14 protein-coding genes and 7 tRNA genes are annotated in these 16,907 nt (G+C 56.8%); 10 read left to right on the forward strand and 11 right to left on the reverse strand.

The window, feature by feature from the left end; genetic code table 11:
- Window positions 1-25: 25 nt before the first annotated feature.
- From CEPID_RS06890 to CEPID_RS06925, 8 genes are all read right to left on the reverse strand, one after another.
- A complete protein-coding gene (locus CEPID_RS06890; protein WP_052843423.1) occupies window positions 26-907 on the reverse strand; it encodes a phosphatidylinositol mannoside acyltransferase in 882 nt (293 codons plus the stop codon).
- Window positions 894-1,577, reverse strand: coding sequence for a phosphatidylinositol phosphate synthase (pgsA, locus tag CEPID_RS06895; RefSeq protein ID WP_047240345.1), 684 nt, complete (start codon window positions 1,575-1,577; stop codon window positions 894-896). Before pgsA ends, CEPID_RS06890 begins: the two co-directional genes overlap by 14 nt.
- Window positions 1,570-2,187, reverse strand: a complete 618-nt coding sequence (locus tag CEPID_RS06900) for an HIT family protein (RefSeq protein ID WP_047240346.1) — start codon at window positions 2,185-2,187, stop codon at window positions 1,570-1,572. Before CEPID_RS06900 ends, pgsA begins: the two co-directional genes overlap by 8 nt.
- Complete coding sequence (gene thrS / locus CEPID_RS06905) at window positions 2,171-4,222, reverse strand: threonine--tRNA ligase (protein WP_047240347.1); 2,052 nt, start codon at window positions 4,220-4,222, stop codon at window positions 2,171-2,173. Before thrS ends, CEPID_RS06900 begins: the two co-directional genes overlap by 17 nt.
- A gap of 227 nt (window positions 4,223-4,449) precedes the next feature.
- A complete protein-coding gene (locus CEPID_RS06910; RefSeq protein WP_047240348.1) occupies window positions 4,450-5,685 on the reverse strand; it encodes a Dyp-type peroxidase in 1,236 nt (411 codons plus the stop codon).
- The gene (locus CEPID_RS06915; protein WP_047240349.1) at window positions 5,678-6,292 is read right to left on the reverse strand and encodes a copper chaperone PCu(A)C; all 615 of its coding nucleotides are present in this window, start codon (window positions 6,290-6,292) and stop codon (window positions 5,678-5,680) included. Before CEPID_RS06915 ends, CEPID_RS06910 begins: the two co-directional genes overlap by 8 nt.
- A gap of 5 nt (window positions 6,293-6,297) precedes the next feature.
- Window positions 6,298-6,891 carry a copper resistance CopC family protein gene (locus tag CEPID_RS06920; protein WP_236684221.1) on the reverse strand — a complete coding sequence of 198 codons (594 nt, stop codon included), beginning with the start codon at window positions 6,889-6,891 and terminating at the stop codon, window positions 6,298-6,300.
- Window positions 6,892-7,126: 235 nt separating this feature from the next.
- Window positions 7,127-7,198: transfer RNA gene (locus CEPID_RS06925), tRNA-Val, on the reverse strand.
- Between the two features lie 256 nt (window positions 7,199-7,454).
- Between CEPID_RS06925 and CEPID_RS06930 the strand changes: the two genes are divergently transcribed.
- The 8 genes from CEPID_RS06930 to msrB all read left to right on the forward strand — a co-directional run bounded on the left by CEPID_RS06930 (window position 7,455) and on the right by msrB (window position 10,532).
- Window positions 7,455-7,527: transfer RNA gene (locus tag CEPID_RS06930), tRNA-Gly, on the forward strand.
- Window positions 7,528-7,571: 44 nt separating this feature from the next.
- Window positions 7,572-7,642 (forward strand) — tRNA-Cys (locus CEPID_RS06935).
- Between the two features lie 8 nt (window positions 7,643-7,650).
- Window positions 7,651-7,722 (forward strand) — tRNA-Val (locus CEPID_RS06940).
- A gap of 34 nt (window positions 7,723-7,756) precedes the next feature.
- Window positions 7,757-7,829: transfer RNA gene (locus CEPID_RS06945), tRNA-Gly, on the forward strand.
- A gap of 26 nt (window positions 7,830-7,855) precedes the next feature.
- Window positions 7,856-7,927, forward strand: a tRNA-Val gene (locus CEPID_RS06950).
- Between the two features lie 34 nt (window positions 7,928-7,961).
- Window positions 7,962-8,034: transfer RNA gene (locus tag CEPID_RS06955), tRNA-Gly, on the forward strand.
- 885 nt (window positions 8,035-8,919) lie between these two features.
- A complete protein-coding gene (locus tag CEPID_RS06960; RefSeq protein WP_201775197.1) occupies window positions 8,920-10,131 on the forward strand; it encodes a glycosyltransferase family 87 protein in 1,212 nt (403 codons plus the stop codon).
- Window positions 10,128-10,532 carry a peptide-methionine (R)-S-oxide reductase MsrB gene (msrB, locus tag CEPID_RS06965; RefSeq protein ID WP_047240351.1) on the forward strand — a complete coding sequence of 135 codons (405 nt, stop codon included), beginning with the start codon at window positions 10,128-10,130 and terminating at the stop codon, window positions 10,530-10,532. The genes CEPID_RS06960 and msrB overlap by 4 nt, the downstream gene beginning before the upstream one ends.
- Before the next feature lie 68 nt (window positions 10,533-10,600).
- Here the strand turns inward: msrB and hemQ are convergent, their stop codons facing one another.
- Window positions 10,601-11,305, reverse strand: a complete 705-nt coding sequence (gene hemQ / locus CEPID_RS06970; RefSeq protein WP_047240352.1) for a hydrogen peroxide-dependent heme synthase — start codon at window positions 11,303-11,305, stop codon at window positions 10,601-10,603.
- Window positions 11,306-11,491: 186 nt separating this feature from the next.
- Here hemQ and CEPID_RS06975 point away from each other — a divergent pair, with 186 nt between their 5' ends.
- Window positions 11,492-12,097 carry a DUF3000 domain-containing protein gene (locus CEPID_RS06975; RefSeq protein ID WP_236684320.1) on the forward strand — a complete coding sequence of 202 codons (606 nt, stop codon included), beginning with the start codon at window positions 11,492-11,494 and terminating at the stop codon, window positions 12,095-12,097.
- A gap of 57 nt (window positions 12,098-12,154) precedes the next feature.
- Window positions 12,155-13,414, forward strand: coding sequence for a ribonuclease D (locus CEPID_RS06980; RefSeq protein WP_047240354.1), 1,260 nt, complete (start codon window positions 12,155-12,157; stop codon window positions 13,412-13,414).
- Here the strand turns inward: CEPID_RS06980 and dxs are convergent.
- A complete protein-coding gene (gene dxs / locus CEPID_RS06985) occupies window positions 13,411-15,348 on the reverse strand; it encodes a 1-deoxy-D-xylulose-5-phosphate synthase (protein ID WP_047240355.1) in 1,938 nt (645 codons plus the stop codon). The genes CEPID_RS06980 and dxs overlap by 4 nt on opposite strands.
- A 261-nt stretch (window positions 15,349-15,609) precedes the next feature.
- Window positions 15,610-16,872 (reverse strand): class I SAM-dependent RNA methyltransferase, encoded by a 1,263-nt coding sequence (locus CEPID_RS06990; protein WP_047240356.1) that lies wholly within the window; start codon window positions 16,870-16,872, stop codon window positions 15,610-15,612.
- Window positions 16,873-16,907: the final 35 nt, after the last annotated feature.

A 16,907-nucleotide genomic window follows, 5' to 3' on the forward strand; every position in this document is an offset into this window, starting at 1 on the left:
ACCTCGCCTTTTCGACGTCTATCGCTTAAACATCCGCGAGCCAGATCCGCTGCAACATGTGCCAATCCTCCGGATGCGCCTTGATATTGTCGGCAAAGCGGTTGGCGATGTCTTGAGTCGTGGCTGGCACTGTCGTCACTTTCAACGGCTCAGAAATCCTCAAGCCCCAGCCATTGTCCCGAAAGTGGCAATCAACGACGTGCAAGGACGCCCCAGTTTCGATCGCTAGCAGTGCTGGTCCTGCTGGGAAACGTGCAGGCTCGCCGAAGAAGTCCACCTCTACCCCATGCTGTTTGAGGTCGCGCTCCCCGAGCAGTGCGATCGTGCCACCAGCTTCGAGGACAGCTTTCAACTGAGCGAATGGGCCCGACTCCGCAGGATCTGTGGGATGAGCTAGGACGCTAAACCCTAAGGAAGTACGGAAGTCTACAAAAGCCTCGTACAAAACTTCCGGTTTGAGCTTTTCAGCAACCGTGGTGAATCCCCCCTGCTGTGCCAGCCATAACCCCGCCATGTCCCAGTTACCACTGTGTGGCAAGGTCAGGACGACTCCTTTGCCTGCTGTCTGTGCTGCAGCGAGGTGCTCGGCACCTTCGATGCTGTCATTGAGAGCACGCAACAATGAGGGATCTGTGGCCATCCTGGGCAGTTGAAAAGCCTCGATCCAGTAACGGGCATACGATCGCATTGATGCCTGCACCAGCTTCTTGCTGACATGCTCAGCGCCGACCACCCTGGTCAGGTTCCGTCGAAGCTGCTCCATGCCTTTGCCATCCCCGCAAGCAATATCCGCAGCACAATAAGCGAGCTTTAGCGCAACCGGTCGAGGTAACCTACCGATCACCCGCCACCCGGCGAGATAGCCGATGGCGACGGGGTTCTGCCACAACTGCCTAAGCCGGTCCATTATCGCCTTCGTTGCGCGGGGCCTTCGGATGTTCAGTAGCGCCGGCAGGCGCCGCGATATGACGCGAGCCCACCGGGTCTTTCTTTGCGATCAGCAGCCGTTGGACAATCGTGGCAACCGACCCGACCGCTAGAATCCAGAGAGCCACATCGATTGCATAAGGCACGCCGAGGCCGGTCAGGCCAATCCCAGCCAAGCCAAGAATCAAGCGTTCAGGGCGTTCAACGAGCCCTCCGACGACTTTGATGCCACCAGCCTCAGCTCGTGCTTTTACATACGAAATAACCTGCGAAGACACCAGCACGATCAGCGCTGCGCACACGAGGGCCTTTGGCGCCTCATAGGTGTAGATCAGCCACCAAATAATGGCAGCAAAGAGCGCTCCGTCGGTGACACGGTCACAGGTAGCATCCAAGGTGGCTCCATAGACGGTGCCACCGCCCCGCATGCGGGCCATTGTGCCGTCAATCATGTCAAACGCTGTAAAGAGACCCGAAAGCACTGCTGCCCACACCAGCTGATCCATCGGGATGAGCACCACGCAGATCAATGATGCGATCAGCGTGCCGGCCACCGTCACGCCATTGGGCGTCCACCCGATTTTCAAGAAAGCCTGGGCTACCGGCTCGACGACCGCAGCAGCCGGTTTTCGGCCATGCACGCTAAGCATGCGCCCGTCCTGGAAAGTCCGGGTGTGCTGACCACACCTGAGCCAGCAGTGACCGAGTATCCTTGAGCAGCTGCGGCAGCACTTTTGTTCCGCCAAGCACAGTCATGAAGTTTGCATCTCCGCTCCAGCGGGGAACAATATGCAGGTGGATGTGCTCGGCAACTGAACCACCGGACGCTTTCCCCAGGTTAAATCCGACGTTGAAAGCGTCCGGAGCAGAGACTTCTTTGATGACCTTTACGGCAGTTTGCGCGAAAAGCATCAGCTCCGCCATTTCTGTCGGGGTGAGTTCTTCCAAATTCGCGACTTGTCGGTAGGGCACGACCATGCAGTGCCCAGAGTTGTAGGGGAAGAGATTGAGCACGCAATACACCTCATTGCCACGAGCAACGACAAGTCCGTCTTCGTCGGGCAGGCTCGGGATCTCCACGAACGGGTTCGACCTCTCACCCGATTTCCGGGCGGATGAAGCGATGTAGTCCATCCGATACGGAGCCCATAAGCGCTGCAGACGATCCGGCTGACCTGCACCGCTATCGGTGTAGGATGTGGCGCCGTGAGCCGGATTGTTTGACGGAGCTGGTTCCGGGACGTCAGCGTCGTGCGGCAAGACGCTCCTCGTTTGGCTGCTCGTTGTTTCGCTCACGCACCCAATTCTCAATCAAGCGCACGGCTTCTTCAACCGGCACCCCATTGATTTGGGTGCCATCGAGGAAGCGGAACGACACCGCATTGGATTCAACGTCGCGCGCACCAGCCAACAACATGAATGGCACGCGTGCCTGAGTGTGGTTGCGAATCTTCTTCTGCATGCGGTCATCTGAGGTGTCTACGTCCGCACGCAACCCGCGAGAACGCAGCTGCTGTGCGACACCCTCGAGGTGCTCTGAGAAGTCACCGGCGACAGGAATACCCACGACTTGATGTGGCGCCAACCATGCTGGGAATGCACCTGCGTAGTGTTCCAGGAGCACGCCAAAGAAGCGTTCAATAGAACCAAACAGGGCGCGGTGGATCATGATTGGGCGCTGCTTGGTACCGTCCGGTGCGGTGTATTCCAGGTTAAAGCGTTCCGGCAGGTTGAAGTCCAGCTGGACCGTCGACATCTGCCAGGTACGGCCAATGGCATCGCGGGCTTGCACGGAAATCTTCGGCCCGTAGAATGCTGCGCCAGCTGGATCTGGGACCAATTCGAGGCCCGAGCGCGTAGCAACTCGCTCGAGGATAGTAGTGGACTTCTCCCAAATTTCATCGGATCCGACGAACTTGTTCGGGTCCTTGGTGGACAACTCGAGGTAGAAGTCGTCGAGACCGTAGTCTTTGAGCAGCGAGATGATGAATTCGAGTACCGAGGTGAGTTCGGCTTCGAGCTGATCTTCGGTGCAGTAGATGTGGGCATCGTCCTGGGTAAAACCACGGGCGCGGGTGAGTCCGTGGATTACACCCGACTTTTCGTAGCGATACACAGTGCCGAACTCGAACAAGCGCAGTGGCAGTTCACGGTAAGAACGGCCACGCGAAGCAAAAATCAGATTGTGCATCGGGCAGTTCATCGGCTTCGCGTAGTAATCCTGCGGCTGCTTCGTGCAGTTGCCATGCTCATCATATTCGCCGTCGAGCTGCATCGGAGGGAACATGCCGTCCGCATAGAAATCCAGGTGACCCGACTTCTCAAACAGATCACCCTTGGTGATGTGAGGCGTGTTGACGAAAGAATAGCCAGACGCAATGTGTCGGCGACGTGAGTGTTCTTCCATTTCCAGGCGGATGATGCCACCCTTTGGGTGGAACACTGGGAAACCAGATCCGATTTCGTCGGGGAAACTGAACAGGTCAAGTTCGCTGCCGAGACGTCGGTGGTCGCGCTTTTCTGCCTCTGCCAGCATGTCTTGGTACTCGTCCAGGGCTTCTTTGGACTCCCACGCGGTGCCGTAGATGCGTTGCAGGCCAGCCTTGGACTGATCGCCGCGCCAGTAAGCGGCTGACGAACGCGTCAGCGCAAAAGCAGGAATGTACTTGGTGGTCGGCACGTGTGGACCACGGCAGAGGTCATACCACTCAACCTCGCCAGTACGTGGATTAACGTTCGAGTATGCCGTGAGTTCGCCACTGCCGACTTCCATGGCTTCGTCGGAATCGGCGTCAACATTGCCCTTGTCCTGGATGAGCTCCAGTTTGTATGGCTCATTTGCATACTCTGCTTGCGCCTCGGCCACATCTGCGTATGCTTTGCGCTCAAACTTCTGGCCAGACTTAATGATCTTCTTCATGGCCTTTTCGATGTTGGCCAAATCTTCCGGAGTAAACGGCTCTTCGACATCGAAGTCATAGTAGAAGCCATTTTCGATCGCAGGTCCGATACCTAACTTGGTTCCTGGGAATAGCTGCTGCACCGCCTGGGCCAATACGTGGGCTGTGGAGTGGCGAATAACCCCTCGGCCTTCCTCAGTGTTGGCTGGGATTGGGGTGAACTCCCCCTCGGTGCTTGGCACGAATGAGAGGTCCTTAATGGTGCCATCAGCCGCTTTCACGGCGACGATTGCTTCCGGCCCTTTATTGGGCAGATCCAGCTCTCGCATGGCCGCACCAACGGCAACGCCTGCAGGAACTAGAAATGCCTCATGGGCAATGTGGGGGGTGGTCATGGGTAGAGGCGCTCCTTCTTGCGCTCGATGCAACGCGGCAAACCTGGCCGATTGCAGTGTCCTAGTATCCCAACCACTCACGCTCGCCCGCAGCGACGACATCAAAACAAGGCACATGCGCTTATCGACGCCATCGGTAAAACGACTACCGCATTGACGTCGAAAAGCGCACTGGCATGATCGCTACAGGGCAACGCCTGAGTTGCTGTGTGCTTAGGATATTACCCCTATTGGTGTTCCCCTAGCAGCTCGGCACCCCAGTAGTCGCTCTCGGACTGGACTCCTGGCGGGATAAAGAATACCGCGGAACCGATGTGAGTAATCCACTGGTTGAGCCGATCGCCTTCGTCAAGTCGCTGCTGGATCGCTTCAAATTGGAGCTTAGGATTCTTCTGGAAGCAAATGAAAACAAGCCCAGAATTGCTCAGCTGTTCCGAACCTGGCTCAGGTGGCAGGTCATAGTTGTAGGCGCGGCGCAGGATGCGCTGTTCTGGATGGTCCGCTGGCGGATGCGAGCGCGCCATGTGGCTCATGGGGTCGATGACCGGTAGTCCGAAAGAGTCAGTTTTAGCAAAGTCAGCTTGGTCAAACTCTTCGTCTCCGGTCAAGGGAGCGCCGTTGGAAAGCTTCCGCCCCATGGAGACCTCCCGCGATTCTCGGTCAAGGATCTCCCAGGTATCCAGGTTCATTGCAATACGACGAACTACCATGCACGAACCATTGCGCGCCCAGTCGGGTCCCTCATCAATCCAGACCTGATCGAGTTGCTCCTCCGGAGTGCGCGGGTTCACCGTGCCATCCACCTGACCAAACAGATTCCGCGGGGTTTGCCCCTCATCTTTGGCGCCGTAGGCATGGAGGAAGCCACGCTGTACCCATTTGGTAGCCACGTAATCCGCACCAGCTCGAACCATGTGTCGGGTGGCATGTGCGAGCATGAGTGGGTCATCGCAGCATAGCTGCACGACAAGATCTGCTTCGCCCCACTTGGGGTCGAGTTTGTCCCGACTATATTGCTTGATCGGCGCTAGCCAATCCGGGCGCTGGTCTTGAGCACCAATAATGTCGAAAAGCCGAGGGCCGAACCCGCAAGTAATCGTGAGATTCGCGGGGGTATCGGTGAGCTCCGGCTCCAAGTCTCCCAGCGGTGTTTGGCCAGCACACAGTCTGGACGCATCAGCGGTCCACAGTCGTAACAGTCGGCGGATCCCGGCTTTGTCCACGCCCGCCCGCACGGTAAACGCAATGAGATTGAGATTTGCCTGCGCTGGCGTGACCACTCCCGCTTGGTGAGTTCCAAAGAACTCCACCTTTTCCTCGTGGAGTACCCGAATTGGGCTAATCGACGTCCCTGGGCCCGGCTGTCTCGACGGCTGTTCGGATGCGCAGGCTGCAAGAGTGCCTGCCGCCACCGTCGTGGTGGAGGCAGTGAGAAAAGCGCGTCGCGAAAGCTGCTTAGCCATGGTTGTGGGCTACTGGCGTCTCGGTCATCCCGGAGTTGCCCTGCACACCACCATTCGCGCCATAGTTTTCCTGTCCGGAAGCGATGGTGCGGACGGGTACGTCCATCACCACTGGAGCGACGCCACCGTCGAAGTTAAGAGTTACCTTCACGGTGTCACCTGCGTTAATCGGTGCTGCGAGGTCCATGATCATGAGGTGGTCACCACCAGGCTTGAGCTCGTAGGTACCACCGGCTGGGATTTCCACACCCCCCTGCTTCATCTGCATGACGCCATTGACGACCTCATGGATCTCATGCTTGGCCGCCCCGGTGTCCGTGGTGAAAGAAACCAAGTGCACGGGCTGCTTGGTGCCATTGTGGATGGTGCCAAAGATACCGGTCATGTCTTTGTCTGCTGGCTTCGCCTTGACGTAGCCTTCTTCAAAGGCCACCGAATCACCATGGGAATGCTGCGAGTTCTTCGCGGTAGCGCTCTTACTTGCGGTTGGGGCCGCAACCGTGGCCGCGGTGTCGGTTTTGATGTCCGAATCCTTCTGGGAGTTGGCACAGCCGGCCAGACTCAACGCCGCCAGTGCTACCGCAGCAAACGAATTAATTTTCTTCATGATGATTACTTCCTTTTCTTGGCAATCAAAACAATGCCGCCGATGATGGCAGCAAGCACAATAACAATCAGCCCAATACCGATTGCGAGGTAAGTACCAGGCGAGATCGGCGACTCACTAGAAGACACCGCGTCTGCGGGACCCACGCGTTGCGACGTCGCAGCTGCAGCGCTACCGTTCGTCGATACGGCAGGCGCTCCCGAGCCTCCAGCCGCGCCGGCGACTTCGAAAGTGGTCATGCCACGCGTAGCGTGCCCATCCGACGACGTGAGCTGGAAACCAATCTTGTAGCGTCCAGGACCCGGATTAAGACCTTCGGGTACTGGGAGTTTCACTACTTGCTGATCCAACTGCGGGGTTGCAGAAAATAGCACCTCACCAGTAGTTTCATTACTCAGAGCGACAGTGTTGAAAGAATCCTTCGGCACACCGGAAAACTCCAAAACCACTTCTCGAGGAAACTCTGAAACCACAGATTTATCTGCAGGCTGTGCCTTCATCACCACATCGTGGGCCGCGGCAGTGGGAGCAGCGGCAAGTGACCCCACAATCAGAGCGGAAGCCACCAAACTTGCGACGCGTTTTAGTGAAACTGGCAAATTATCGACGCCTTTCATATTGACTGTGCTCGATATTGTCCCGCACAATCGGCCAGGGTCAAAACTCCAAGACCTCATCGCGGGGCAACTACTAGTCGGCTACGAGTGCCAAATAGTTCCGAGATGTTTCCCTCACTCTAGCCCCGTAGACACCCAATCTTGCATATCAACCAGTTGAAACACGCCCCAGCCCGACACCCCAGGCACATGCAATCGACTTTTGGGCATAAAAAAGTGGTCCTAGCTGGGATCGAACCAGCGACCTTTCCGGTGTGAACGGAACGCTCTTCCACTGAGCCATAGGACCATTGTGCAGTGACGCACTGAAACTAAAGTTAACACCGCAAAGTACAATTTCCATAATCGTGCAGCTTGCACGCGGGAATTCTCACTGACCTCTTTGCTTCACAAAAGATTCGCTAATTACATAGCTGTAGTTTTCGTCGCTCATTTATGACTGGTGTTCAGACACTTGATTGCGCGAACTAGCTGGCGATTTGTTATTTCTTCCACGATCGCGCTAATGTTTGTGAACGCACCAAACAAGTGGATTGTTAGTGCATGCGGATGTAGCGCAGTTGGTAGCGCATCACCTTGCCAAGGTGAGGGTCGCGAGTTCGAGTCTCGTCATCCGCTCTGGTACTTTTACTAAAGGTATCTTTGGCGGGTTTCCCTGCCACGGTGGAATGGCCGAGTGGTGAGGCAACGGTCTGCAAAACCGTGCACACGGGTTCGATTCCCGTTTCCACCTCACACCCAGCGCGTTTAGCTCAGCGGGAGAGCGCTTCCCTGACACGGAAGAGGTCACTGGTTCAATCCCAGTATCGCGCACGGAGTCTGCACAGACTCTTAAAACAAAGTGCATGCGGATGTAGCGCAGTTGGTAGCGCATCACCTTGCCAAGGTGAGGGTCGCGAGTTCGAGTCTCGTCATCCGCTCAGGTTCTGTTATTGAGCCGTCGCTAGCGCGTTTAGCTCAGCGGGAGAGCGCTTCCCTGACACGGAAGAGGTCACTGGTTCAATCCCAGTATCGCGCACGGAGTCTGCACAGACTCTTAAAACAAAGTGCATGCGGATGTAGCGCAGTTGGTAGCGCATCACCTTGCCAAGGTGAGGGTCGCGAGTTCGAGTCTCGTCATCCGCTCAAGTCGCCGCCACGTAGAAATGCGTGGCGGTTCGTCGTTTCGTTAAGGGGTTACGTAACGAGGGTTACGTAAAGACTTGTGCGTCCAGTTGGCGTGTTAAGTAAAGAAGAGTGTGTCCGGTCGGTGTGTCGTCGGTCGTGCGGGTGTGCTGCACAAGTGCTATGTCGTCGCTTCGGCGTAGTCCGACTACGTAGAACAGCGTTTTTTAATGAATAAAATCCCACAGCGGTAGTCCGACTACACCGAAGGGACGACATCGAGCGGGCTACGGCCCCCAGACAATAGTAAAAACTGGCTTCAGGCCCACAACGCTGCGGAAAACACGCATCAGAGACACACTTTTCTTTACTTAACCCCGGTTGGCGTGTCGCCGGCCGTGCGGTCCGTTTTTGCTGCACAAGTGCTAGGTCGTACTTCCGTGGTAGTACTCCTACCCAGATCGGCGTTTTTGACAAAAATAGCCCACAGAGGTAGTACTCCTACTTCGGAAGTACTGACTAGCACCTCTGCAGCCCCACGAACCCCCTGGAACAGCCAGAGGACCAGGAACAGGCAGGGAGAACCAGAAAAGACCAGGACAACCATCCGAAATGCGTGCTAAGCACCAGGTTGTTTTTCCAGGACCCCACCCTGCCACCCCCGCGACCCGCTCAGTCCGAAAAGTCAGCAAAACGACGCCAGCAAAACAACATCAGCACAAACACGAGAAAGCCGGAGTCTATACCCCACGATTTGAAATCTTCGTTGAGTGAGGTCCATCCGGTACTAGCGCGTCGGTTCTGCTCAAGGTTTTACCCCTTCAGCTGTGTGTCTATCCACAGTTTTACCTATTCACTCGTTAGGATCGCTGGGTGATGAATGCGCTGGCCACGAAACTTAGCACCGTGTGGGTCTCTCAACGACCCTTGGGTACCGACATCACCGACCGTGCCCGACGCACTCCCTATGATCATGTGGGCAACGCAGTTTTTTGGCCGCTGGCTGTCTTACTCATCATTCATCGAGTTTTCGTTCTCGCGATAAACGGCAACATCACCGACGACTTTTCCACCGTGTACTACGCGCTTCGTCGCTTTCTCGACGGGGAGCGCATTTACAACGAGGTGTACTACTTCGTCGACCCGCACTATCTCTATTCACCGGGGGCGACGCTCTTCCTATCGCCTTTGGGCATGCTCACTGACTTTGACGCCGCTCGGTTGTGCTTCATTATAGCCAATGCAGCTTCGGTCGTCGTCGCGCTTGGCATCTTGACCCGGCTTTTTGGATTTAGCCTGCACAGCATGGTGTGGCCGGTGTCGATCGCGGGCGCTTTTGCAACCGAGTCGGTGCGAAACACGCTGGTGTTTTCCAACATCAACGGGCTACTGCTCCTTGCCTTGGTTGGTTTTTATGCCTTGCTGCTTTCAGATCGTCGCTGGTCTGCCGGACTGCTACTGGGCTGCGCCATTCTGATTAAGCCAATTTTCGCCCCACTGTTGTTCTTACCTTTCGTCAAGGCAAATTGGCAGACGATAGCGAGCGCTTTCGTCATTCCGGTAGGTTTTAATGCCGTCGCTTGGGCCACAATTCCCACCTCGCACGAATACCTCAGCCGTACCATCCCTTACCTAGGTGAAACTCGCGATTTTGCGAATTCATCGCTGCCTGGCATTGCGGTTTACTTCGGCATGCCGACGTGGCAGGAGAAGTTCTGGTTCTTCTTCTTCGCTGCGGTCGTCATCGTGGGATTGGTAGCGCTACTGCGTTATCGCTACTCCGACCCGCTCCTGTGGATGGTGTGCACCGGTTCCCTGTTACTGGCTGGGGTTTTCTTCCTCTCCTCGCTCGGACAGATGTACTACTCGATGCTGCTCTTCCCGTTGCTGTTCACCACTACGCTAGCCCGCTCCCCTATGCATACCTGGGTCGCATGGTTGGCGGCGTACGGTTTCCTTTCCGCCGACGAGTGGCGCTCAGATGAGTGGATCGACGCTGGTCGCTGGATTACTTATCTGAAACCGACTATCGGTTGGGGTCTGATTTTGCTTTGTATTGCTGTCAGCGCAACAATGTGGGTATTATCCGAACTTCACAGTAAGGAGCGACAATCATGACCGACTTCAAAATGCTTAGCGACGACCAATGGCGAGCGCGCCTCACCCCGGAAGAATTTCACGTGCTTCGAGAGGCTGGCACTGAAGCCCCACACGTCGGCGAGTACACCAACACCACTACTGCCGGTGTCTATTCCTGTCGTGCCTGCGGGGCAGAACTGTTTCGCTCCACGGAAAAATTCGATTCGCACTGCGGCTGGCCGTCATTTTTCTCGCCATTGGCAGGCGACAAAATCATCGAGCGCGAAGATAACTCGCTTGGAATGCGTCGTACAGAAGTATTGTGTGCAAACTGCAATTCTCACCTCGGGCACGTTTTTGAAGGTGAGGGCTACAACACCCCAACTGACCTGCGCTACTGCATCAACTCCATCTCAATGACTTTTGAGCCAGAGCAGTAAACTGCCTTCAGTAAGCAGTAAGCGCGTGCCAGAAATCACCTGGCACGCGCTTAGTCATTTTTTGCGGTTTAAGGCAGGACGTTAACCAGCTCAGCTACGTCAGCTACCCGACGACCGGAGAAGAATGGCACCTCTTCGCGCACGTGTAGGCGTGCCTCGGTGTAGCGCATCTTGTGCATGAGGTCGACGATCCGGTGCATTTCTGGCGCTTCGAAAGCGAGCATCCACTCATAGTCGCCGAGGGCGAAAGCAGGGACGGTGTTTGCGCGCACATCGGGGAAGTTGCGCGCAGCTTGGCCGTGCTCGGCGAGGATACGACGACGTTCCTTAGGGTCAAGCAAGTACCAGTCGTACGAACGCACGAATGGGTAGACACAAATCCAAGCGCCCGGTTCTTCGCCCATGATGAACGATGGCAGGTGCGAACGGTTGAATTCGGCCGGACGATGCAGCGACGTACCCGTCCAAAAGACCTCGGAAACCTGCCCCAGGGTGGTTTCCCGACGGAAGTCGTTGTAAGCTCGCTGAATGTCTTCGATTTCTTCAGCGATAAACCAGATCATGTAGTCAGCCTCGGCGCGCAGGCCGCTAATGTCGTAGATACCACGTACGGTTACCACTCCGGCGTCGGCAAGCCCGGCGAAGAAATCGCGCGTTTGCGTGACGATCTCCTCACGCTCGGTGCCTAACGCACCGGTGAGCACCTTGAAGGTTGCGAACATCGAGTAGCGCTGAATCTGGTTGAGCGCGTCAAAATCCAACTTTTCGGCCATCGAAAAGGGTGTCCTTTCAGTTAGTGAAGAGGTATGTCACTGACTATATCAACCTTTCGATTGATGCCGACGTTGCCGTCGCCAAGGCAGGCCCGCAAACCTGCTTGACGGAGTCACGGCGCGCCTTCACCACTGGAGGCACCGGGAACATTAGTTTTATCCACTGTGACCGATTCCCAATCTTTCGTGCCCACGACGTCCGCACCTTCCGCGGCAACTCGCGAGGCATCGACGCCGCCGGCCTTTACCGAGGCTGTTGAATCGATGCAGCGTGCGACCCTGCGCCCGGAAATCTCGCTGGGAACAATTCGCCCGCCACAACGCCTCGCGCCATACAGCTATGCGATCGGCCTCGAAGTGGAGCACGCGGACACCGACATCATTGGCGTCGATTCAGACGGCGATGCCTTTGGGCGTCTCATCCTCCTCCACGATCCAGGTGCTGATGACTCCTGGGACGGCGACATGCGCTTGGTCGCCTACATCCAGGCAGATATGGATGATTCGGTCGCCGGCGATCCATTGTTGCCGGAAGTTGCATGGGAATGGCTGCAGGAAGGGCTGGCCGAAGCCGATGCCTACTTCACCAATTTGGGCGGAACTGTGACCTCTACGTCTTCGTCACGATTCGGAGACATCGGTGGCCCCCCACGCGCTTTCCAACTCGAACTGCGTGCCTCCTGGACCGCACAAAACAATAACCTCACCCCGCATGTGGAAGCCTTTGCGCGGGTCCTGGCCAACGTCGCTGGATTGCCGCCAGAAGGCGTGGCTGAATTGCGTCGCGGGTAGCCTACCCTAACGCTTAATGCCGACCGCTTAGCTGCCAAAAGATCCGGAATAGTTGCCGTGGATGCACACGATGAAGCTTCACCTGAGCCTGTACGCCTAGATCTGCCTCGAGATGGGCTTCCGAGCGTCGGGCACACCGCAAATGACTTCAGAGCTGCGGCGCATCGGTTAGGCGCGGGACGTGGCCCAATAGCCCTCGACACGGAACGCGCTTCGGAGTTTCGTTTTGATGACCGCGCTTTCCTGGTGCAGATGCGCCGCCAAGATACCGGAACGATCCTGCTGTCCCCCGAGCATGATCGAAAGGCGTTTGAGCTTCATGTGGTGCCCGTTCTCAATGAATGTGAATGGGTCCTCCACGCAGCCGCCAGTGACCTCCCAGCCCTTACCGACCTCGGACTGGTGCCCAATCACCTGTTCGACACTGAGCTCGCAGCACGCTTGGCTGGCTTTTCCCATGTGAACCTGGGTGCGCTGGTGCGTGAGCTTCTCCACGTCGACTTGGCCAAGGGCCACTCCGATGAAAACTGGTCCCAATGGCCCCTCCCCGATGATTGGATCGCCTACGCTGCCCTGGATGTCGAGTTCTTGAACGATCTTGCACAAGCGCTGGTCGAGATCCTCGACGATCAAGGCAAGCTGGGCTGGGCTGAAGAAGAATTCGAATACATCGCCCAACAACAGTATTCCCTCTCGCATAGCGACTGGCGCAACCTCAAAGGAATTGGGAAGCTGCGCACTCCCGCTCAACTTCAAGTCGCCCACGTGCTGTGGCAGCACCGGGAGGATTTGGGGCGCGCATATGACACTGCCCCCGGAAGAATCCTCAGCAACCGCGGCTTGGTGGAGTTGGCTAGCGCCGGAGAGTACACAATCGCTAACGTTTCCAAGATCTTGCGAACTACGCGTTCCCGACGCCACCAGCAAGTACCCATTGCTCGCGAAACCAAGCTCTCAGCACCACAGTGGCACAACCTCATCGTCTCAGCTCTCGCGGAACCAGCCCACACCTGGCCAAAAACGCTTCGCCCTGAGGCCGACACCCCAGCCCCGCGGTCTTCTTGGGCACGAGAATTCCCCGAAGCCCATGCAGCGCTCAATGCTGTGCGCGCGCTTATCGACGACCTCGCCCAGGAGGTCGGGACGCCTGCAGAAAACCTGCTCCAGCCTGCCGCATTGCGAGAGCTGATCTGGCATGCCACCGTGACCCACACCATCAGCAGCAGAATAGAGTTGCTTGAGCACATGCAACGCATCGGGGTGCGCCGCTGGCAAATCCAGCTCACTGCCCCGCTGCTAGAGCGCGCGCTATTCTAGGTGACGTCCTCTGCGTCCTCAGCAATTAAGTTATCCACCCACGTGCCCACCGAGGCATAAATCCCATCGGCGTCCATGCCGAGTTCAGCCAGCAACTCTCCACGGGAAGCATGGTCCAGGAATTTCTCTGGTACAGCAATTCGACGCAATGGCGTGTCAATTTCGGCTGCCGTCAGAGATTCGTCAAGGAGTGAGCCTATTCCGCCATGGATGACGCCGTCTTCAATCACTACGACGATGTCATGGTCGGCTGCCAAGGCAACCAATGACGGGGCGACAGGTATGACCCATCGAGGATCCACTACGGTGACATTGCAACCATCGTCCACCAGCCGGTGCGCCGCCGCGAGGGTCGCATGGGCCATGGCCCCGACGGTGACCAGCAAGACGTCGACTTTCCTCGCTGTGCCATCATCTTCGCCATCTGCTTCGAACAAACCGAGGATCTCAACACCATCGGACAACGAATCAACCGCTGGCAATTCCTCTGGCAGGCTCCCTTTCGGGAAGCGCACTGCGGAGGGGCCGTCGGAAATTTCGATGGCTTCGTCGAAAAGCTCGCGCAACTGTTGACCATCTCGCGGTGCAGCCACCCGCATACCTGGGATGATGCCGAGCAGGGAGAGATCCCAAACTCCATTGTGGCTGGCGCCATCGGAGCCAGTGATACCAGCGCGGTCAAGCACCAACGTGATTGGGAGCTTGAGCAGGGCGGCATCCATCAGCAATTGATCGAAAGCTCGGTTCATGAAGGTCGCATAGAGCGCGATAACTGGATGCAACCCCCCCAACGCCATACCCGCAGCGGAAGCAACGGCGTGCTGCTCTGCAATACCAACATCAAAGAACCGGTCCGGGAATTGCGCGCCAAAAGGCGCCAGCCCAGTGGGGCCTGCCATGGCGGCAGTCGTTGCGGTTATGTCTTCGCGGCGCTGAGCGGCCTCCACAATTGCTTGTGAAAACACCCCAGTCCACGATGGACCGGACTTCGACAACGGATCCCCGGTCCGCGGATCAATAACTCCGGTTGAATGCATTAGGTCTGCTTCATTAGCCTCAGCAGGACCATAACCACGCCCCTTTTCAGTGACGACGTGCAAAATGATCGGGCCGTCGTAGTCACGTGCGTATTCCAGCGCATGCTCGACGTGACGCAGGTTGTGGCCATCAATCGGGCCAACATACTTCATGCCGAGCTCGGGGAACATCTCAGTAGGGATCACGGTGTTCTTCACGCCTTCCTTGAAGGCATGCATGACGTCGAAGGTACGACGTCCCACCCAGCCCATCGAGTTCAGCGTGGACTTGCCTTGCTCCATAACCCGGTCGTAGAAGGGCTGCATTCGCAATTCCGCGAGATTTTCCGCAAGACCGCCGATGGTCGGCGAATAGGAGCGACCGTTGTCGTTGACCACGATCACTACCCTGCTCTGAGCATCCGCAGCGATGTTGTTGAGCGCTTCCCAGCACATACCGCCGGTCAAGGCTCCATCGCCTACCACGGCAACTACCTTATTGTCCGTCTTGCCTTGCCTGACCATTGCTTTAGACAAGCCATCGGCAACAGACAGCGCAGCGGAGGCGTGACTGGACTCAGTCCAGTCGTGTTCGCTTTCGGACAAGCAGGTGTAGCCCGACAAGCCACCCTTTTGCCGCAAAGTATCAAACCGGTCCCATCGACCGGTCAAGATCTTGTGGACGTAGGACTGGTGCGAAGTATCAAAGACCACTGGGTCACTTGGCGAATCAAAAACCCGGTGAATTCCGATCGAAAGTTCAACAACCCCAAGGTTAGGGCCTAGATGTCCGCCTGTCGCAGAGACTTTCTCCACCAAGAAGTCTCGGATCTCAGTGGCAAGAAACTCCAACTGCTGGGGGGTTAGCCCCTTGACGTCAGCTGGGGAAGAAATACCGGAGAGAATTCCTTTTGCCACTTAATCGAACACCTTCTCTGTGTTGCACTGCCCACACCACAGTGGTGCGGGCAGCTAGCAGTAACTACGTTTTCGTAAGAATCTTACTAGCACTATGCCCAATCTAGTCACGACGTGCGCGGTGCCAGCGCAAAATCCTCGAGGGCCCGCGTTCGGAAACTTCGGCACTTTCGAGGCACCCAGGCACGAGGATAGTTCCGCAATACCGCGAGGTCTCACGCAGAAACCTGCACTATCGGACTATCTTCCTTAGGAACCAGGCTACGCTGAATCTTCCTGTGAATTTTCGGCGACGGGTAGGAGCAGGCCGAAGCTTTCGCTGTGGTGCGTACCCGGAAATGCGTTGCACAAGCTTAGCTTTTCGAGGTAGTAGCCATTTTCGTACCATGCGTTCAGATCTCGTGCGAAGGTCGCTGGATCACAGCCCACGTGAATGACTACCTCGGGCTGAGCTGCAGCTATGCGCGCTACTGTGTCTGCTCCCGCACCCTTGCGTGGCGGATCCAGAACCACAACCCCAGGCTTTGGCAGGTGTGGCAGAGCAGCAAAGACATCTTTGGACACAAAATCTACTTTGTTGTTTCCAAAAGTCTCGCGTCCAACCTTGGCCGCCTGAGGAGCCAATTCGACTGAATGCACGGTGGCCTTGGGCAACACTTTCTTCATCGCCGGAATGAAGAATCCCACCCCGCCATAAAGATCCCAAGCATGTTTCAGGTAATTGACATCCACATCACGCTCGTCGAGAGCCTGTTCAATCCAGGAGCTAACGATTTCGCTATAGACCTCAGGCGCGGCCTTGTGCGCCTGCCAGAAGCTCACTGCAGGCAAGGTGAACTGGTACTCTCCTACGCGCTGGACCGGCGAACCTGAGCCATCAATGACTTTTGTGGTGCGACGTGCCGTCTTCCCGCGACCCGCCTTGGAGGTTTCCACCACATGGCGATCGCCATTGGAATCGAGCGCGACCACAATTTCCGCGCCTGGTGTAAAACGCTGGGCATCAGAGCCAAGAATTCCACTCAAAGCGCCCTCCGCGGCCTGCCGACAGTCAAAATCTGTCACTAATTCATTGGACTGCGCGGCCCGGATGCCTGCGCGACCAGCCTTATCGACGCCCAGCCGGAACCGAGTCCGCCAACCACTAGCCGGCGCCATGGAAACAGTCTCGATTTCTGGGATGTCCGTCAACTTGCCGATGCGCTCCAGTTGCTCCCGCAGCACCTGAGCTTTCAGCTCAAGCTCCGCCTCTGCAGAAACAAAAGAATAGTCGCAACAGCCAGCTCCATGAGCCGCGGCGGCACAAGTGTCCGCGACGCGCCCGGGACCTGGTTCCAGGATTTCTACGACGCGCGCACGAGCGAAGCGTTTCTTCACTTCGGTCAACTCGACCAGAGCGACGTCGCCAGGCACAGTACGTGGAACGAAGATGACGAGGCCGTCGGTACGTGCCACGCTTTCACCGCCGTGGGCTGGGGATTCTAATGTGACCTGGAGCTGCTGCCCCACGCTTGGGTTTTCCATGATGATGTCTTTCCGGCGGTGTTCGCCCGGCCGAG

Source organism: Corynebacterium epidermidicanis (genome assembly GCF_001021025.1).
Lineage (GTDB): Bacteria > Actinomycetota > Actinomycetes > Mycobacteriales > Mycobacteriaceae > Corynebacterium > Corynebacterium epidermidicanis.